The sequence below is a fragment of the Xanthomonas sp. LMG 8993 genome (genome assembly GCF_009835065.2).
Taxonomy (GTDB): domain Bacteria; phylum Pseudomonadota; class Gammaproteobacteria; order Xanthomonadales; family Xanthomonadaceae; genus Xanthomonas; species Xanthomonas arboricola.
Genome location: NZ_QVIF02000006.1, coordinates 58,776 through 77,568 on the forward strand (window position 1 = coordinate 58,776; position 18,793 = coordinate 77,568).

An 18,793-nucleotide genomic window follows, 5' to 3' on the forward strand; every position below is an offset into this window, starting at 1 on the left:
CGTGTTCTCGACGCTGTGAATTGGCTGCACGGCCCTTGCCCGCCCACCATCGCAGGACACGCCGCAAGTACGTCCTTGTAGGCTCTTACGCGGCATCCCTGCCGCGTAAGGTCCCGCGACGGTGGGCGGACAAGGACCCGTCGAGATGGTCGGTGTGCATAGTGGAAATGACACAGGACGTGCGTTGGTCGGATCACTAAGCGTTCGATCAACCTCTGACTATTTTCGCGTCGCAAGCCGAGCAGCAAACGGGCTTTCAACACGCAAGCTGCAAACGTCGCATCTGCTGCCGCAAGCCGAGCAACACGCTTTCAAGAAAGCAGCCGGCCAACTGTCTGGCGCGGTGTCCTTGCCGGTTGCGGGACCCTTGGCGGCATGGATGCCGCCAAGGAGCCTCCATGGACGGATTCACGGCGTGTCCCGCAAGCGGCGAGGGCACCGCGCTCTCGACTCACCGAGCGTTTGAGCTATGTATCGGATCTCGCCAAAAACAGCGCCATGGTTGAATGGATCAAGCCTCGGGTAGCGCCTGAAAAACGCCACGGTTCAACGTCTCGATGCCAGGCCTCAACGCCCGGGCTCGCGTAACGGCCCCGGGCTTGGCCGCTTGGTCAGCTTGCGCTGCAGCGAGCGGCGGTGCATGCCGAGCAGGCGTGCGGCGGCGGAGACATTGCCGCCGGTTTCGTGCAGCGCCTGCTGGATGTGCTCCCACTGCAGGCGGCTGAGCGGTGTCATCATTTCCCGCGCGGTTTCTTCTTCGTCCGGCTCCGGCAGCTCGTCGTCCTCTTCGCCCAGCGCCCGCATGATGGTCGGGATATTGGCCGGCTTGGGCAGGTAGTCGTCGGCGCCGAGCTTGATCGCCTCCACCGCGGTGGCGATGCTCGCATAGCCGGTGACCAGCAGGATGCGCATGTCGGCGCGGATCTCGCGCAGCGGCTGGATCAGGCTCAGGCCGGAATCGTGGCCGAGCTTGAGATCGATCAAGGCGAAATCGGGCAAGGCGCTGCGTGCGGTCGACAGGGCACTGGCCGCGTCGGTGGCGGTCAGGGTTTCCACGCCGCGGCGGGCGAGGCTGCGCTGCAGCGTACGCAGGTACAGGGTGTCGTCGTCGACCAGCAGGCCGGTACGCAGGGGAGTGCTTGTCATGCGAGTGCCTCGTGTTCGGAGAGCGGCAGACGGAAACCGACGCGGGCGCCGCTGCCTTCGGCGGGCAGCATCCACAACTCGCCCTGCAGCCGCTCGACGGTGGCGTGCGAGAGCGCCAGCCCAACGCCCATGCCGTCGTGTTTGCCGCTATTGAACAAGGTGCCCGGCAGCATGGCCTGCGAGGTGTCGAAGCCCGGACCATAGTCGCGGACTTCGCCGCTGAGATGGTCCTGCTCCACGCGCAGGGTGAGATCGATCTGCGGCCGGCCGGCACGTTCGCCGGCATCGGCCGCATTGTTGAGCAGCACCATCAGCAGATGGCTGACGCCTGGCTGCAGCAGCAGGCGCATCGGTGCGTCGTCGTTGCGGCGCAGCTCGATGGTCGGGCGCACCAGCCGCCATTGTTCCAGCACGTCCTTGACCGCCACCTCGCGGCTGAGGTGGCCGTTGTCGGCCGGTGCGGCCAGCGCCAGCACGCGCTCGTGACACTGCACCAGCAGCTCGCGCAGGGTGTCCAGATCCTCGCGCAATTCGCCCTGGTCGCATTGATCGGCGATGTCGTCGACCAGCAGGGTCATCGTCGCCAGTGGCGTGTTGAGCTCATGCGCCACCGAGGCGGCATGCGTGGCCAGCGCGACGATGCCCTCGTTACGCGCAAAGCGCTCGCGCAGCGTGGAGATCTCGCGCTCGCGTTCGCGCATCGACAAGGCCAGCCGGGTGGCGAAGGCCAGCACCACCACCGTCGACAGCAGGAAGTTGGCGGCCATGCCCCACATGTGCAGGCTAAGCGGGTCGAAGCTACCGTAGGGCAGCGGCAGGCCGAACGCCGCACTGATCACATAGCCGGCCACACAGGACGCCGCCACCGCCATCGCCCAGCCCAGCGGCAGGGCCAGCGCGGCCAGCGCGATCAGCACCAGGAACAGCGAGCCGAACGGGTTGGCGATGCCGCCGCTCCAGCCCACCATCCAGGTCAGCACGGTGACATCGACCAGGATATGGCCGAACTCGGTGGCCGGGCTGACCGCGCCACGGTGGGCCACCCGCAATTGCGCATACAGGTTGAACACCGCCAGTGCGGCCACGCCGGCCCACAAGGGTTGCTGCGGCAGGTCCAGGCCCATCAGGCCGGTGGCGACCAGGATGGTGGCGGCCTGGCCGGCGGTAGCCAGCCAGCGCAGGCTGCACAGGGTCCGCAGGAAGGAGGCGTCTGAGGAATTCATCACGGCAATGCTATGCGCTCGGGGGCGTGGCGGCCTGCGACAAACCGTCGCATCGGCCCGGAAGACGACCCGCGCAGCGCTTCAGCTGTGAGCGGACCGATGACAGGCTAAAATACCGCGATGTATGACGCCGTGACTCGCCCAACCCCTCCCGCCGACGCCACCGCCTGGCCGCGCCGCATCACCCAGGCCGTCAAGATCGGCAGCGTGACTGTGGGCGGCGGCCACCCGGTGGTCGTCCAGTCGATGACCAATACCGATACCGCCGACATCGCCGGCAGCGTCAAGCAGGTGGCCGACCTGTGGCGCGCCGGCTCGGAAATGGTGCGCCTGACCGTCAACAATGCCGAGTCGGCCGCGGCCATTCCGCGCATCGTCGACAAGCTGCGCATGATGGGGATCGAGGTGCCGTTGATCGGCGACTTCCATTACAACGGTCACCAGTTGCTCGCCGCCGAGCCGGCCTGCGCCGAAGCGCTGGCCAAGTACCGCATCAATCCGGGCAATGTCGGCTTCGGCAAGAAGAAGGATCTGCAGTTCGCGCAGCTGATCGAGTTCGCGATCAAGTACGACAAACCGGTACGCATCGGCGCCAACTGGGGCTCGCTGGACCAGTCGCTGGCTGCGCAGCTGATGGACGAGAACTCGCAGCGCGCCACGCCCTGGGATGCCGGCCGCGTGCTGCGCGAGGCCTTGATCCGTTCGGCGGTGGATTCGGCCGAGCGCGCGGTGGAACTGGGGCTGGCGCGCGAGCGCATCATTTTGTCGGCCAAGGTATCCGGTGTGCAGGAGCTGATCGCGGTGTATCGCGACATGGCGAGCCGCTGCGACTTTGCGCTGCATCTGGGCCTGACCGAGGCCGGCATCGGCAGCAAGGGCATCGTGGCCTCCGCCGCCGCGCTGAGCGTGCTGCTGCAGGAAGGCATCGGCGACACCATCCGCATCTCGCTGACGCCGGAACCGGGCCAGTCGCGCACCCAGGAAGTGATCGTCGCGCAGGAACTGCTGCAGACCACCGGCCAGCGCGCCTTCACGCCGATGGTCACAGCCTGCCCGGGCTGCGGCCGCACCACCTCCGAGTTCTTCCAGGAACTGGCCGGCGTGGTGCAGAACCATGTGCGCGCCAAGATGCCGGAGTGGAAGATCAGCAACCCCGGCGCGGAAAACATGACCCTGGCGGTGATGGGCTGCGTGGTCAACGGGCCGGGCGAATCGCGCCACGCCAACATCGGTATTTCGTTGCCGGGCACCGGCGAGGCGCCGTCGGCACCGGTGTTCATCGATGGCGAAAAAAGCGTCACCTTGCGTGGTGAAAACATCGCCTACGAGTTCATCGATCTGATCGATCAGTACGTCGAACGCACCTATGTCCGTCGCGCCGGCTGAATCGCCGGCGGGTTTCAGGGGATGGCTGCGCAGCAATGCGTGGCGCATGGCGTTGCTGTTTGCCGGCGTGCTGCTGCCGTTGGGCTTGTTCGTCGACCTGGCCGACGAAGTCCACGAGCTGGAAAATTTCTATTTCGACGAGCCCCTGCTGTGGAGCATGCGCAGCATCGCCACGCCGGGGCTGGATGCGTTTTTCGGGGTGGTGTCCAAGATCGGCTACCAGTACGGGGTGATCCCGGCCGATGTCGCCATCGTGCTGGTGTTGCTGATGTTGCGGCGCTGGCGCGAGGGAACCTTTGCCGCACTCGGCTTCGGCGGCTCGGCCTTGTTGAACATGGGCGCCAAGCAGGTGTTCCAGCGCGACCGCCCGAGCCTGTGGGAATCGATCGCCCCGGAAAGCACCTTCAGCTTTCCCAGCGGGCATGCGATGGGCTCGATGACGCTCGCTGCGGTGGTCATCGCGCTGGCCTGGAACACGCGCTGGCGCTGGCCGGTGACCACTGCCGCCAGCCTGTTCGCGGTGCTGGTCGGCGTGTCGCGGATCTACCTGGGCGTGCATTATCCCTCCGATATCCTGGGCGGCTGGTCGGCCGCGCTGGTATGGGTGGTCGGGCTGTATCTGGTGATGTTTCGCGGCGCACGGCGGCCGCATTGGCGCCGCCATCTCACCTCGGCCTGAGGGTACGGCCGCGCGACGTCGAACTTGGTCGGCGCAGGTGTGTGACCGGGACTGGCGCAGACCGGCACGGTGTTCGACTCAGTAACGACGTACGCGCTCCCGGCGCCACAACTGCAGCCCGATCACGCTGCCGATTGCGGCCAGCAGAATCATGTAATACGCCGGGCCCATCGGGTGCTGCTTGAGCAACATCACCACCACCAGCGGGGTCAGGCCACCGAATACCGCATAGCCCAGGTTATAGGCGAACGACACGCCGGACAGACGCACCACCGGCGGAAACGCTTCGACCATGACGCGCGGAACCGCTCCCAGGACGCCGAGCGCCGCGCCCAGCAGGGCGTACAGCGGGAACAGCAACTGCGGATCACCGGCCAGGCGATAGAACAGCCAGGCGCTGGCGCCCAGGAACACGCTGCCGGCAAGCAGCACGCGTCCGTTGCCGTAGCGATCGGACAAGGCGCCGGCCACGATCGAGCCGATCGCCTGCAGCAGGACCGCGAGCAGGTTGACCTGCAAGGCGACCGCTGCCGGGTAGTGGTACGCGCTCTGCAGCAGCGTCGGCGTCATCAACGACACCACCAGCACCCCGGCTGCCACCATCCAGGTCAGCCACAACGACTGCGCCACACTGCGTGGATGATCGCGCAGCACCAGCTTGAGCGGCGTTTCGCGCGCGACGGCACGCATCGCCATCAGCTCGGCGAACACCGGTGTTTCGTGCAGCCAACGCCGCAGATATACGGAAAGCAGGCCGAAGAGGCCGCCGGCCAAGAACGGCAGGCGCCAGGCATAGTCGGCGATTTCCTGCGGCGTGAAGGCGCGATTGATCGCCCCGGCGCTGAGCGAACCGAGCAACACCCCGGCGGCCAGGCCGGCGGTCAGTGTTCCGCAGGCCAGTCCCCTGCGTTGCGCAGGCACGTGCTCTGCGACGAAGACCCATGCACTGGGGACTTCGCCGCCGATGGCTGCGCCCTGCAGCAACCGCATCGTCAGCAGCAGCAGCGGGGCGGCCAGGCCGATCTGCGCGTAGGTCGGCAGCATGCCGATGGCCAGCGTCGGCAAGGCCATCAATCCGATGCTGAGCGCGAACATGCGCTTGCGACCGAGCAGGTCGCCGAAGTGCGCCATCACGATCCCGCCCAGCGGACGGATCAGGTAGCCGGCAGCAAAGATGCCGAAAGTCTGCAACTGCCGCATCCAGTCCGGTATGCCCGGCGGAAAGAACAGCTCCCCCAGCACCGTCGCGAAGAAGATGAAGATGATGAAGTCGTAGAATTCCAGCGCGCCGCCCAGCGCGGACAGGGCCAGGGTCTTGTAATCGCCGCGTGTGAGCTGGCTTGTGGGTGCAGTGCCTGTTGCGGAAGGGGTCTTCAAGGCATGACATCCTGTGGCAGGTGCTCGCGCGCATGCGCGTGCTGGAGCAGTGAGGTATGAGTCATCCGTGCTATTGCCGCGGCAATGCCCAGCTTGCACGCTTGCCCGCCACGGCCAGGCGCATGCACTTCGGGAAAGGCGCGCTGGCTGCGACTTCGGTGCCGATCAGTCGCGCACACTTGCGTGCGCCGCCGCTTCGGCATGCAGTGCGGTGGTGTCGAACAACGGCAGCTGCGCATCGCTGCTGTCCACCAGCAGCGAAATCTCGGTACAGCCCAGGATGATCGCTTGCGCACCCTCCTGGCCGAGGTCGGCCATGACCTGGCGGAAATAGCCGCGCGACTCCGGCCGGATGATGCCCTGGCAGAGTTCGTCGTAGATCACCCGATGCAGTTGCGCGCGTGCTTCGGTCGGCGGTACCAGCACCTGCAGGCCACGCGCAGCCAGGCGCTCGCGATAGAACGGCTGTTCCATGGTGAAACGCGTGCCGAGCAGCCCGACCCGGGTGACCCCCGCGGCAATCAACGCATCGGCGGTGGCATCAGCGATATGCAGCAATGGCAGCGGCGTTGCGGAGGTGATCGCATCGGCAACGCAATGCATGGTGTTGGTGCACAGCACCAGGAGGTCGGCACCGCCGGCATGCAGCGCGCGCGCCGCTGCCGCCATTGCCTGGCCTGCGCCGTCCCAGTCGCCGGCGTGTTGCAGGCGTTCGATCTCATGGAAATTGACGCTGTACAGCAACAGCCTGGCCGAATGCAGGCCGCCGCAGGCCAGGCGCACCCGCTGGTTGATGATGCGGTAGTAGGGCAGGGTGGATTCCCAGCTCATGCCGCCGATCAGGCCGATGGTTTTGCTTGGAACCGGCATGCCGACCTCACCTTGGAACAGTCAACGAATGTGCGTGCGCATCGCCCCTTCGATGGCCGGGGAGCGCGTACCAGCGCAGTGTACGTCGGCATCGTCGCCACGCCACCGCGCGGGCCGGTCAGGCCGCGCGCAGACGCTCGATCACTCGCCCGGTTTTGCGCCTTCCAGCGGTGCGTGCGTGGCGGCGCGACGCGCCAGCACGCTTTCACGATGGGCGATGTAGACATTGGCGCAGATGATGATGGCCGCACCGATCAGGGTATGGTGTTCGATCGCCTCGCCGAACAGCCACCAGCCCAGCAGCGCCACCAGCGGCAGCTGCATGAAGCTGATTGGCTGCAGTGCGGAGACTTCGCCCAGCTTGAGCGCGCGCGTCCAGAACAGCTGGCCGGCGGTGCCGAAGATGCCGGTCGCCGCCAGCCAGAGCCAGTCGATGCCCTGCGGCCAGCTCCACTGAAACAGTGCCGGAATCAGCGACATCGGCACCCAGAACACATAGGTGTAGAACACCACGGTGTCCGAGTCGTCGCTGCGCGAGAGCTGCTTGATCTGGATCGCCACCACGGCGCTGATCACCGCTGCCAGCAGCGCAATCAGCAGACCGGGCGTAAAGGTGGACGAGCCTGGCCGCAGGATCACCAACACGCCGATGAATCCGGCCGCCACCGCCAGCCAGCGGCGCAGGCGCACCTGTTCGTGCAGCCACACCACGGCCAGCACGGTGACGAACAACGGGGTGGAATACGACAGCGAGATCGCCTGCGACAACGGCAGGTGGCCGATCGCCCAGAACCCGCACAGCATCGACGCCAGGCCGATCAGGGTGCGTGCCAGGTACTGCGGCAATTGCCGCGTGCGCGGCGCCTTGCCGGCGCGCAGGATCAGCGGCAACAGGGCTAACAGCCCGAACGCATTGCGAAAGAACGCGATCTCGGTGGTGGCGATCGTGCCCGACGCCAGCCGGATGCAGATGGCCATCAGGCCGAAGGCGAAGGTACTGGTGAGCATCCACAGCGCAGCACGTCGCGATGCCTGCTGCACTGTCACCAATGCGCTCCGATGATGCGCGGCTCCGGCTCCAGGATCACCGAGTAACGCTCGCGCACCGATTCGGCGATGCGCCGCGCAAAGTCCAGCAGCTGCGCACCGCTGGCGGTGCCGTAATTGACCAGCACCAGGGCGTGATCCGGCGACACTCCGGCATCGCCTTCGCGCCGGCCCTTCCAGCCGCACTGCTCGATCAACCAGGCCGCCGACAACTTGCCCTGGCCGGGCTGTTCGCCAGGGTAGACCGGCATATCGGCAAAGGTGGCCTGCAGCGCGGCAATCTGCTCGCTGGGCAGCAAGGGATTCTTGAAGAAGCTGCCGGCATTGCCGAGCACATCCGGGTCCGGCAGTTTGCGCCGACGGATGTTGATCACCGCCTGCGCCACATCGGCGGCACCGGCCAGGTCGGCGCCCATGCTGGCCAGCTCCTCGCGGATACCGGCGTAGTCCAGCCGCAACTCGTGCAGCAGCGGCAAATTGAATTCCACCGCGACGATCAGATAACGCTCCGGCTGCTGCTTGAACACGCTGTCGCGATAGGCAAAGGCGCACTCGGCCGCGGTCAGCCGCACGAACTGCTGGGCGTACAGATCGAAGGCATCCACCACATGGATGAAGTCGCCCACCTGCGCGCCGTATGCGCCGATGTTCTGGATCGGGCAGGCGCCGACGGTGCCGGGAATCAAGGCCAGATTCTCCAGCCCCGACAGGCCTTGCTGCAGCGAATACAGCACCAGCGCGTGCCAGTTGACGCCGGCACCAGCGCGCACGATGGCGTGGTCGGCGTGGTGCGCGATGATGGCGACGTCGCGGTTTTCGAAACACAGCACGCAGCCCGGCGGGTCGCCGGCCAGCAGCACGTTGCTGCCGCTGCCCAATACCAGCAGCGGTTGCCCGGCGATCTCCGGCGCTGCCAGCGCCTGCGGCAAGGCATCGGCTGCGTGGATGCTCAGCAACCAGCGCGCCGTGGCATCGACATGAAAGGTATTGAGCGCGCGCAGGGGCGCGTGTTCGCTCAAGCGCCAGCCGGCCTGCGTTGCATCGCTCATAGCGGCGACACCGCACCGCCGCTGGGCGCTTCGCGGCGGCGACGGATCGCGTCCACGCATTCGCCGATCAGCGGCGGCCCGCGATAGACCAGGCCGCTGTAGCACTGCACCAGCGTCGCGCCGGCCGCCATCTTGGCCACCGCATCCGCACCGGAGTTGATGCCGCCCACGCCGATCAACGGGATCGACTCGGGCAGACGCGCGCGCAGGCGGCGCAGCACCAGCGTGGATTGCCCCAGCAGCGGCGCGCCCGACAGGCCGCCGGCTTCGGCAGCCAGCGGATGGTTGGCGATCAGGGTGCGCGTCACCGTGGTGTTGGTGGCGATCACGCCATCCACCGCCAGATCGGCCAGCACGCGTGCGGCCGCATCGATGTCGCGATCGTTGAGATCCGGCGCCACCTTCACCAGCATCGGCACGCGCTTGCCGTGTTGCGCGGCCAGGGCTTCCTGGGTGTCGCGCAGATCGGCGATCAGCCGGCGCAGCGCCTGTTCTTCCTGCAGTTCGCGCAAGCCGGCGGTATTGGGCGAAGAAATATTGACGGTGATGTAGTCGGCCAGCGGGTATACGCGCTCCATGCAATAGCGGTAGTCGCTGGTGGCTTCCTCGTTGGGCGTGTCCTTGTTCTTGCCGATGTTGATACCGAGCAGGCCGCCACGACGCCGCGCGCGTTGCACGTTGGCCACCAGCACATCCACGCCCAGATTGTTGAAGCCCATGCGGTTGATCACCGCCTGGTATTCCGGCAAGCGGAACATGCGCGGCTTGGGATTGCCTTCCTGCGGCCGCGGCGTCACCGTGCCGATCTCGACGAAGCCGAAACCCAGCGCGAGCAGCGCATCGATGTGCTCGCCGTTCTTGTCCAGGCCGGCACCGAGCCCGACCGGGTTGGGAAACATCAGACCGAAGGCCGGCGTCGGCAGCGGCACCGGGCGCTTGGCCAGCAGCGGCGTGGTGCCGGTGCGGTAGGCGACATCGATGGAGCGCAATGCCAGCGCGTGGGCGCGCTCGGCATCGAGGGAAAACAGCAAGGGGCGGGCAAGCGAATACATGCGGGTCAGTTCAATCCCCCGGCGAACACCCGGGTCTGGTATTGGAAGTCGATCAGCCCGTCGCGTGCATGCGCGTCGAACAGCGTGCGTAGCGCGGCGAGCATCGGGGCATGGCGTGGGTCATGCGCGAGCGGGGCATACGACGAAGACAACAGCCGGCCGCGTAAGGCATCGAAGTCCAGCCGTTGCACATTCGGAAAGCGTGCCATCGCGCGGAAGCCTTCGCCGAACCACGCCTGCATGGTGGCATCGTCCTGATAGCGTTCGGCCACGGCCGAATAGTCGGTGCCGTAGTCCAGCAGCAATTGCTCGTAGCCGCGCAGGAAGTCGGTGGTGTCCAGCTCGCGGCTGTTCCAGTAGATCACCGCCAGCCCGCCGGGCTGCAGGATGCGCGCCCACTCGGCACGCACCGCCTGCACGTCGAACCAGTGAAAGGCCTGCGCCGCAGACACCAAGCCGACGCTGGCATCGGCCAGCCCGGTGGCCTCGGCGGTGCCGTCGACCGCGCGGAACTTGGGGAACTCCGCCAGCCACTGCTGCGCGGCTGCGCGCATGGCCGGGTTGGGTTCCACCGCCGTGACCGGGTAACCGGCCTCCAGAAACAGCCGGCTGGAGATGCCGGTGCCGGCACCGATATCGGCCACCGCGGTGGCCGGCGTCAGGCCCAGCTCTTCGTGCAGCCAGCGCAGCAGCTGCGGCGGATAGCTCGGCCGGTAGCGCACATAGGCCGCGACGCGGTCGTTGAAGCGTTGGGCGGAGGAGGGCGCGGCCATGCTCAACTGTTGGCGGCCGCAAGCCAGGCCAGGCCGCCGAAGAACAGGATGAAGATCGCCACCCCTGCCACCCAGAGCGCGACCGCCAGCCAGCCAAGAATCAGCCCGCCGATGGCCAGCCCGTCGCCGTCCAGCCCCTGCGGATTGCGGCGGATTTCGCCGCGCGCCAGGTGGCCGGTGATGATGGCGCAGAGGCTGCCGAGGAACGGGATCAGCGTCCAGCCGAGAATGCCCGAGACCAGGCTGACGATGGCCATGGCACTGGTCTGTCGAACGACGACGTTCATCATGAACTCCTGAAGTGGCGGCAGCCGACGGCTGGCGTGGGCCGATTATCCCAGAGCCGCCGCCCGAATGGCGTGCCGTCTGCGGCCAGACGCGGTGCGTGGCCGGTTTTGACCGGAATGGGCGAGGCTGCATCTCTGGCCGTGCCCGACATCGGGACTAGCGGCCGATGAAGCGTTGAGCACCGAGGTCGTGCGCAACTGCGTGACTCACTGCAAATGATCCAGGCACCCGGCCGCCGCTGATTGGCCGAGCCGTGCGCAGGCACAACGTGGCGGCCATGCTCCGGTACGCGTGCGACAGCGCGCCGGCTCGATGCCCGGCGCGCTGCACCTCGATCAAAGATCGAACTTGATGCCCTGCGCCAGCGGCAGCGAGTCGGAGTAGTTGATCGTATTGGTCTGGCGACGCATATAGACCTTCCACGCATCCGAGCCGGATTCGCGGCCACCGCCGGTCTCCTTTTCGCCGCCGAACGCGCCGCCGATCTCCGCACCCGAGGTGCCGATGTTGACGTTGGCGATGCCGCAGTCGCTGCCAGCCGCCGACAGGAACTTCTCGGCCGCCTTCAGGTTCTGGGTGAAGATCGACGACGACAGGCCCTGCGGCACGCCGTTCTGCAGCTCGATCGCCTCGTCCAGCGTGCTGTACTTCATCACGTACAGGATCGGCGCGAAGGTCTCGTGCTGCACCACCGCGTCGCTGTTCTGCAGCCCGGTGACGATGGCCGGCAGCACGAAGTTGCCGGGGCGGTCGATCGCGGTGCCGCCCACTTCGACCGTGCCGCCAGCGGCCTTGGCCTTGGCGATCGAGGCCAGGAACTGCTCCACCGCGCCCTGGCTGTTGAGCGGGCCCATCAGGTTTGCCGGGTCGGTCGGGTCGCCGATCTTGCTGTCGAGCTGCTTGTACGCCTTGACCAGCGTGGCCAGCACGTTGTCGTAGATGGATGCGTGCACGATCAGGCGGCGCGTGGTGGTGCAGCGCTGTCCGGCGGTGCCCACCGCGCCGAACACGATGCCCGGGATGGCCAGCTTCAGGTCGGCGGTCTCGTCCAGGATGATGGCGTTGTTGCCGCCCAGCTCCAGCAGGCAACGGCCCAGGCGGTGCGCGACCTTTTCCGCAACCACGCGACCGATCTGGGTCGAACCGGTGAAGCTGATCAGCGGCACGCGGCCGTCTTCGACCAGCTTCTGCGACAGCGCCGTGCCGGCATCGTTGATCAGGAAGAAGATGTCCGGGAAGCCGGCGTCCTTCAATGCCGCATTGCAGATCTTCATCGTCGCGATCGCGGTCAGCGGGGTCTTGTTGGACGGCTTCCAGATGCAGATATCGCCGCAGATCGCCGCCAGGAACGCATTCCACGCCCACACTGCCACCGGGAAGTTGAACGCGCTGATGATGCCGACCAGACCCAGCGGCTGGTACTGCTCGTACATGCGGTGGCCCGGGCGCTCCGAATGCATGGTGTAGCCGTACAGCATGCGGCTCTGGCCGACCGCGAAGTCGGCGATGTCGATCATCTCCTGCACTTCGCCATCGCCCTCGGGCTTGCTCTTGCCCATTTCCAGCGCCACCAGCGAGCCCAGCGCATCCTTGTGCGCACGCAGCGCCTCGCCACACAGGCGAACGGCTTCGCCACGGCGCGGCGCAGGCGTGGTCCGCCACACCTTGAAGGCGGCCTGCGCACGCTGGACGATCAGCTCGTAGTCTTCCGGCGTGGTGGCCTGCACCTCGGCGATCACCGCGTTGGTGGTCGGATTGAGCGGCTGCAGCACCCCGGCGCCGGTGGCCTGCGACCAGGTCGCCTCGCCAAGATAGGTACCGGAATTGGACGCGGCGAGGTCGAGCGCCTTGAGCAGGTCAGCGGACATGGGATCTCCAAAGGTCGGGACGGTCGCGTGGCGGCCAAGGCCCCGCGACACGGGTAGCCGCCGATTTTAGCAGGCTCCGCCGACCACCCGCCGGCTTGGCAATCGCAACGATCGTGCGACAATGCCCACCTTGGCCCCGTAGCTCAGCTGGATAGAGCGTCCCCCTCCTAAGGGGAAGGTCGCCCGTTCGAATCGGGCCGGGGTCACCAGAAATCAGTGGTTTAGCGCGACACGCGCGTACTGCCCATTTTGCGTGACTACTGCCAAGGGTCGTATGGCGGGCCATGTCCAACTTGCACGTGTCCTGACCCTGTGCCCTCGCGATGCCACAGGGTCGGTCACCGACATCGCAGACGTTGAGAACCCAATGACCCGGTCCACGGTTCCTGGCCGGGCAGCAGGCGCTACCTGATCAAGCACTTCTAGCCCTGCTTCACGTCGAAGGGCTATCAACGAATGCCAGGAGCTGCGTTTTGTGCATTTCCGCCCAAGCACGGACGTTGATTGCTGGCCGGCCCAGCAGATAGGGGACGTCGTCCTTGACCGTACCCATGTAGCCCATGCGTCCATCGGCGAACTGTGTCAGTAGCTCGAATGAGCTACGGGCATACCAGTCCTCGACTTCCACAGTACCTTTCTTGAAGTGCGCTTCCACATCAGAGACACCGAGCATGTTGCAGTGAATCGGACGGTCGAGCACCTCGCTAAACGCGGCGGCAAGCTCTGCGCCGGTCATGGTTTCGGTACTGAGGTAGTAGTTCTTGGACCCGTGGCGTTCCGGACCCTCGCGCAGGACCTTGGCAGTTACTGCCGCCAGATCGTGAAGCGCGACATAGCCGACTCGGTTCTCACCCCAATAAACCGAGAACGTGCCTCCGACCGGCGGCGACACACTCAGCATGTTTTCGAGAAACACGTTGGGGTGCAGGTGCGTCCAGGCAATGCCGCTGGCCTCGATGTAGGCTTCGACCAGCGCGAACCAGCAATACTTCGAATCGGTAGCGTCGTCTGCCGCGAAGACTCCCTGGTTGACGATGTGCCGGACGCCGGCCTTTTTCGCCGCGTCCACCACGGTCTTGGTCTGGTGAGTCATGGCGATGGTATAGCCGGTCAGGACGTTCATGCGATCGACACCGCAGAGCGCAGTGGCAAAGGTGCGTGGATCATCGAGGTCGAATAACACGGCATCACGGCCCTCAGCGCGCAGCCGTTCCAGATCCTCCTGCTTGCGCACGCCGATGCGAACGCGCACGTCGCCTGGGTTCTTGTCGAACTCTTGTAAAATTAGGCGGCCGGTCTGGCCAGTGGTACCCATGAGGAAGATGAGAGGAGTGCTTTGGCTCATAAACGTTTTCCAGTGGTGACTTTTGGGTTGTGCAGGGCATGCGCGATCCGGCTAGGGCAATCTGGGCGTCGTGCATGTCCCAAGGCGAAAGAGCAGGGACACTTAGCGAGGCAGCAGAGTGCCGCCATCGTGGCGGCTCACCCATAGCCGGAACGCCGCAGTGGTCCGTTCGAACCATGAGCAACGCCTCATCGACCTGTTATGCCTCGCCGGCGGTGCCCACGCCCGAAGAGGGCAGGGCGCGCTTGATTGCAAAAGACGATATGTTTCGGACCCATCAGCCGGCAGTCTGCCGCTGAGGTAGCTCCTCAAGGCACGTTGCGACGCTCACATGAAGAGCGCCCGGGTAAGGCGAACGGCATACTCCGAGTCGGGGTTGGTGGTTCCGTCGCCAACCCGCTCCATGATCGCCTCGATCGCCAGGTCGCGGCGCTTAGGCAAGCGTGCACGGTCGGTAGCCTTCAAGGCCTGGGGCAGCTCCTCGCGCGTGAGGTCAGTGCAATAGCTTGGCGATCCAGGCTGCTGGCGCCATGATTCGCTGAGCGGTCCCGAATGGACGGCGTCAAGTCCGGTATCGTCCACCAGCCTCATCGCCATGTCGCGTGCACGGTCATCGTTGGCAGCGACGGGGATGGCGATTCGCCCCTCCGCGCCGGCAGGGACACCCTTCTCCGCGAAGGACGCGGAGGTGATGGCATTCCACGCCTTGGCGATAGAGCGGCCAAGCTGTGCTGCGACCCATTCGCTCTCTGTCAGCCCAGCCTCGATCTCCGCAATCTCACCATCGCGCTTGGGGTAGTAGTTGGAAGTGTCGATCACAACGGGATTGGCAGACAGGTTGGCAAACAGTGGGGCTATCTTTGGAATGGCACCGAGGGGCGTCGATAGAATCACCACGTCCACGTCCTGTACCGCTTCCAGGGACGTGACGGCACGGGCACCATGCCCAAGGATGTCGCCCTTGATGGTGTCCGGCCCTCGCGAATTGGCCACTTTGACTTCATGACCTGCGGCACTGAGTTTCTTCACGAGCGTTTTGCCGATGTGGCCGGTTCCCAATATGCCTATTTTCATTGTTTATCCTTTGAGTGGTCGATCGCTGCCAAAGGCGCGGCAAGCCGCGCGAAGCACTCCGTTCACCGCCCCGACTCAATGGAGTGGGCGCGGTGGATAATTGAATGCGCGCTGGCGTGCGTCAGGAATGGAAGGTCGTACTCGTGTCGACGGGCACGCGATCCATATAAATCCGGTTGCCAGGCGCTGCCTCATCTACGTACCCGAAAGAGATGCCGAACAGCAGCTTCAATTCGTCGGGAATGCCAAGGAATTCGCGGATTGTTCCGGCAAAGAACGCGAGCGCGGTTTGCGGGATGCCGCCGAGTCCGCGAGCTGCAAGCGACAGAAGGATGGTCTGGCCATACATGCCCATGTCACCGGCGACGCGTACATTGTCGCCAAATGAGGGCATGAACAAGAACGCGACCTGTGGGGCATTGAAAAACGAGTAGTTCATCGCTCCTACGCGGCGCCGGCCTTCCTTGTCTTCGCGCATGACGTTCATGGCTTCGTAGTAGGCCTTGCCTAGCGCGTCGTTACGTTTGCGATACTCGCCGTAGAAGTCATTCTGATCAAACGAGAAGTCGGGAGTGAATTCTCCTGCGTCGTTCTTGGCATGCAGTAACCTGGAAAGCTGCTTGAGCTTGTCGCCGCGGACAATGTGAGTATTCCAAGGCTGCGTGTTGCAATTGGACGGCGCGTGTTGCGCATCCTCCAGAACCTCCCGGATAACACGATCCGGCACCGGCTCATCCAGAAAGCCGCGTATCGAGCGACGCACGCGAGTTGCCTCGGTGAACGAGAGCATTCCTTCGGAGGTCGTTGCTGATTGTTCTCTGGCTTTGTGCATTTTTATGAATACTCCCGGATTTGTAAGGGCGTTCAGAGAATCCTCCAAGTCCGCCGCGGAACCTCAGAAAAATCTGGTGAACTACAACATAGTGCGCTAGATAAATGGGTTGAAGAGAAGGCTCTGGCGGCGTCTTTAGCCGAGTTGAGGACGACTCAGGGCCTGCAAGGTGTCGCGTAACTCGATCAAGCCCTGTTCGTCGAGCTTGCAAGCACTCTTGATCTTCTGGCTGACGCTCAAGATCTCGTCCCGGATGCCGCCGGCACGCGCTGTCAGATCAACAAGCACGCGTCTTTCATCGCGTGGGTCGCGGGCACGGGTAACAAATCCCGCCGCTTCAAGCCGCTTCACAAGGGGGGTGATGGTGCCGGTGTCCATGTCGAGACGCTCGCCAAGCATGCCTACGGACTGCGGCGAGCCATGCAGGAGCTCAAGTATCACAAGGTACTGCGGGAACGTCAGGCCCAGTGGCTCAAGGAACGGCTTATGCATCCGAGCCATTCTGTTGGCCGCTCCATACAGAGCGAAAGACAGTTGCAAACCCACGCTTTGAGACTTCGGCATCACGTTTCTGGTGAATTAGTCTTGTGCGCTAGACAATAAATCCGGCAATTCGCTATTGCAATAGCTGTGATTGACAAAGGGAACCAGCATGGCCTTTCCATACATTTTCGAGCGGCTGTCAACAGGCTTGGTCAGCGTATGTCAGCTGAGTCCCACGGATACGCTTCGTACGTGGGGAAGCCTTGTGCGCCCGAAGGCCGTTGTTCAGTGATGTGCAGTCATGGCTCAGACATTCTTGAATTGCGCCAGCATAGCCATGGTGTAGCGAGGTCGACTGTTGTCATCTGCATCTACACGCTCGGCGCTGCCCCCCGCGAGCAACAGGGACCGAATCTTCCCTCCTCCTAGCCACAGCGAGGCCATGGATCGGCACGAAGCCCTGCAGCCCCGGAAGGTCGCCCGTTCGAATCGAGCCGGGGTCAACAGAATCGACTAGACTGACGCTTGCGCTCGGCGCATTGCTGAGCGAGGTCATCGATTGCCTGAGCGATCGGTCGTATCTATCGTTCATCAACCCGACTCACCCATGCCGCACAACCCGCACCCCCACCGGCCTTGCAAACTTATCCATCGCTACCGAGGAGATGCGGCTATGGCGTAGCAGGCTGCCGAGTTGCTCGGGGACGCCCAGGCGTTGATCGACTTCCGGTTCGAGCACGGTGCGGCGGCGTTTGCGTTGATCGGCCTTGGCGAAGCGGATGCGGTTGTACTCGGCCCAGCCGACGGTGGTGATGGCGCTCATCAGGGCGATTACCGGCAGGGCGCCCAGTGCGAACGGATCCAGCGCGTTGTGCTTGAGATACAGCTCCGTGTAGGCGCTGCGCAGGCCGAAGAACCAGGCGATCAGCGTTGCCAGGGGTGCCCACAGATAGAAGTAGACCATCCAGGCGCCAGCGGTGGCGGCGCCGTAGGCGAGGCGGCGCGAGCGGCCGAGGCGTTGCGGCAGGTTGATGATGGGCGGTGTCATTGGATTCCTCGGTCGGGGCTTTTCCAGCGGGCGCGTTTGCTGCGGCGCGCGAGCAGGGCACGGGGGAAGGCGATGACGGCAGTGAGCATGCCGATCATCCAGAAGGCGACCGGATACCAGATCACCCAGAAGAACTGGCGCGCCAGGCCTTTTTCGTAGCGGCGTTCGATCACCAGGCTGGTGGCGAACTGCATCAGGCACACCACCGCCAGCACCAGGCCATGCCAACGCGGCAGGATGGTGTCGACGTACAGCGCAGGCGGCAGCGGGATGACCTTGCCGAGCAGCCACAGCACGATGATGAAGAGCATCGTGTAGGCCCAGGCCAGGCTGAGCGCATATTCCAGCAGCACGCCCCACATGCGTCGGCTGCGCCAGGACAGCACGCGGCGGCCATGGCTCAGCAACACTTCCACACCACCGCGCGCCCAGCGCAGGCGCTGCATCCACAGGCCACGGAAGGTCTCCGGCATCAGGATCCAGCACAGCGCGTTGGGTTCGTAACGGATATCCCAGTCGTCGAGCTGCAGACGCCAGGAGATGTCGATGTCTTCGGTGACCATGTTGTCGGACCAGAAGCCGACGTGATGCAGCGCCGACCGCCGGAACGCGCAGATCACGCCCGACACGGTGAACAGCCGTCCGTAGACACGCTGCGCACGCTTGATCAATCCGACGATGGCGGAGAACTCGCCCACCTGCATGCGGCCCATCAGCGTGGTGCGGTTACGCACCCGCGGGTTGCCGGTGACGCCGCCGACGCGCGGGCCGGAGATCAGGTGGCCGACCATCCAGCGGGTGGCATTCGGGTCAAGGATGGCGTCGGCATCCACGCACACCAGATAGTCCGAGCGCGATGCCAGCGTGCCGACGCGCAGCGCGTTGGCCTTGCCGTGGTTCTGCTCCAGGTGCACCACGCGCAGGCGCGGATGCTGGTGGGTGAGATCGTCGAGCGCTTGGGCGGTGTCGTCGCTGCTGCCATCGTTGATGGCGATGATCTCGAAGTCCGGATAGTTCTGCGCACTCATCGCGACGATGGTTTCGCCGACATGCTTGGCCTCGTTGTAGCAGGGCACCAGCAACGACACGAAGGGCTCGCTGGCCAACGGTGGCGGCGACGAGGGACCTGGCGTGCCGCGTTCGCGTCGCAGGTAGTAGTACGTGCCTCCGATCATCCAGAAGAACGCCATGATGATGGGATAGAAAAACGCGAAGTTGAACAGGGCGCCCAACAGGAGGCTGGTCGTCATCGG

Annotated in this window: 18 protein-coding genes and 1 tRNA gene; 3 read left to right on the top strand and 16 right to left on the bottom strand. The window is 64.9% G+C overall.

Annotated features, from left to right (window positions below; translation table 11 throughout):
- Positions 1-567: 567 nt before the first annotated feature.
- The gene (locus DYQ94_RS12660; RefSeq protein WP_016903100.1) at positions 568-1,146 is read right to left on the bottom strand and encodes a response regulator transcription factor; all 579 of its coding nucleotides are present in this window, start codon (positions 1,144-1,146) and stop codon (positions 568-570) included.
- On the bottom strand, positions 1,143-2,369 hold the full coding sequence (locus DYQ94_RS12665; protein WP_016903101.1) for an ATP-binding protein: 1,227 nt from the start codon (positions 2,367-2,369) through the stop codon (positions 1,143-1,145). The genes DYQ94_RS12660 and DYQ94_RS12665 overlap by 4 nt, the downstream gene beginning before the upstream one ends.
- Positions 2,370-2,489: 120 nt before the next feature.
- Here DYQ94_RS12665 and ispG point away from each other — a divergent pair, with 120 nt between their 5' ends.
- Positions 2,490-3,755 (top strand): flavodoxin-dependent (E)-4-hydroxy-3-methylbut-2-enyl-diphosphate synthase, encoded by a 1,266-nt coding sequence (gene ispG / locus DYQ94_RS12670; protein WP_016903102.1) that lies wholly within the window; start codon positions 2,490-2,492, stop codon positions 3,753-3,755.
- A complete protein-coding gene (locus DYQ94_RS12675) occupies positions 3,736-4,434 on the top strand; it encodes a phosphatase PAP2 family protein (protein ID WP_104568526.1) in 699 nt (232 codons plus the stop codon). The genes ispG and DYQ94_RS12675 overlap by 20 nt, the downstream gene beginning before the upstream one ends.
- A gap of 78 nt (positions 4,435-4,512) precedes the next feature.
- Here the strand turns inward: DYQ94_RS12675 and DYQ94_RS12680 are convergent, their stop codons facing one another.
- From DYQ94_RS12680 to amaB, 8 genes are all read right to left on the bottom strand, one after another.
- Complete coding sequence (locus tag DYQ94_RS12680; RefSeq protein WP_104568525.1) at positions 4,513-5,811, bottom strand: MFS transporter; 1,299 nt, start codon at positions 5,809-5,811, stop codon at positions 4,513-4,515.
- A gap of 165 nt (positions 5,812-5,976) precedes the next feature.
- The gene (locus tag DYQ94_RS12685; protein ID WP_126966401.1) at positions 5,977-6,681 is read right to left on the bottom strand and encodes an aspartate/glutamate racemase family protein; all 705 of its coding nucleotides are present in this window, start codon (positions 6,679-6,681) and stop codon (positions 5,977-5,979) included.
- Positions 6,682-6,822: 141 nt separating this feature from the next.
- Positions 6,823-7,731, bottom strand: coding sequence for a DMT family transporter (locus tag DYQ94_RS12690; protein WP_126966400.1), 909 nt, complete (start codon positions 7,729-7,731; stop codon positions 6,823-6,825).
- Complete coding sequence (gene murB / locus DYQ94_RS12695; protein ID WP_126966399.1) at positions 7,725-8,777, bottom strand: UDP-N-acetylmuramate dehydrogenase; 1,053 nt, start codon at positions 8,775-8,777, stop codon at positions 7,725-7,727. Before murB ends, DYQ94_RS12690 begins: the two co-directional genes overlap by 7 nt.
- Complete coding sequence (locus DYQ94_RS12700; protein ID WP_039521311.1) at positions 8,774-9,829, bottom strand: quinone-dependent dihydroorotate dehydrogenase; 1,056 nt, start codon at positions 9,827-9,829, stop codon at positions 8,774-8,776. The genes murB and DYQ94_RS12700 overlap by 4 nt, the downstream gene beginning before the upstream one ends.
- Before the next feature lie 5 nt (positions 9,830-9,834).
- The gene (locus DYQ94_RS12705) at positions 9,835-10,602 is read right to left on the bottom strand and encodes a class I SAM-dependent methyltransferase (protein ID WP_016903109.1); all 768 of its coding nucleotides are present in this window, start codon (positions 10,600-10,602) and stop codon (positions 9,835-9,837) included.
- Positions 10,603-10,604: 2 nt separating this feature from the next.
- Positions 10,605-10,889, bottom strand: a complete 285-nt coding sequence (locus tag DYQ94_RS12710) for a DUF4190 domain-containing protein (protein WP_016903110.1) — start codon at positions 10,887-10,889, stop codon at positions 10,605-10,607.
- A gap of 336 nt (positions 10,890-11,225) precedes the next feature.
- A complete protein-coding gene (gene amaB, locus DYQ94_RS12715; protein WP_024940134.1) occupies positions 11,226-12,758 on the bottom strand; it encodes an L-piperidine-6-carboxylate dehydrogenase in 1,533 nt (510 codons plus the stop codon).
- Between the two features lie 132 nt (positions 12,759-12,890).
- Here amaB and DYQ94_RS12720 point away from each other — a divergent pair.
- Positions 12,891-12,967, top strand: a tRNA-Arg gene (locus DYQ94_RS12720).
- Positions 12,968-13,191: 224 nt separating this feature from the next.
- Here the strand turns inward: DYQ94_RS12720 and DYQ94_RS12725 are convergent.
- From DYQ94_RS12725 to pgaC, 6 genes are all read right to left on the bottom strand, one after another.
- Positions 13,192-14,103, bottom strand: a complete 912-nt coding sequence (locus DYQ94_RS12725; protein WP_065032283.1) for an NmrA family NAD(P)-binding protein — start codon at positions 14,101-14,103, stop codon at positions 13,192-13,194.
- 327 nt (positions 14,104-14,430) lie between these two features.
- Complete coding sequence (locus tag DYQ94_RS12730) at positions 14,431-15,177, bottom strand: NADPH-dependent F420 reductase (RefSeq protein ID WP_126966369.1); 747 nt, start codon at positions 15,175-15,177, stop codon at positions 14,431-14,433.
- 121 nt (positions 15,178-15,298) lie between these two features.
- The gene (locus DYQ94_RS12735; protein ID WP_126966368.1) at positions 15,299-16,009 is read right to left on the bottom strand and encodes a nitroreductase; all 711 of its coding nucleotides are present in this window, start codon (positions 16,007-16,009) and stop codon (positions 15,299-15,301) included.
- 135 nt (positions 16,010-16,144) lie between these two features.
- On the bottom strand, positions 16,145-16,501 hold the full coding sequence (locus tag DYQ94_RS12740) for a MarR family winged helix-turn-helix transcriptional regulator (protein ID WP_202397492.1): 357 nt from the start codon (positions 16,499-16,501) through the stop codon (positions 16,145-16,147).
- Positions 16,502-17,093: 592 nt separating this feature from the next.
- Positions 17,094-17,540, bottom strand: coding sequence for a poly-beta-1,6-N-acetyl-D-glucosamine biosynthesis protein PgaD (pgaD, locus tag DYQ94_RS12745; RefSeq protein ID WP_024937760.1), 447 nt, complete (start codon positions 17,538-17,540; stop codon positions 17,094-17,096).
- Positions 17,537-18,790 carry a poly-beta-1,6-N-acetyl-D-glucosamine synthase gene (pgaC, locus tag DYQ94_RS12750; protein ID WP_160954870.1) on the bottom strand — a complete coding sequence of 418 codons (1,254 nt, stop codon included), beginning with the start codon at positions 18,788-18,790 and terminating at the stop codon, positions 17,537-17,539. Before pgaC ends, pgaD begins: the two co-directional genes overlap by 4 nt.
- Between the last annotated feature and the right edge of the window lie 3 nt (positions 18,791-18,793).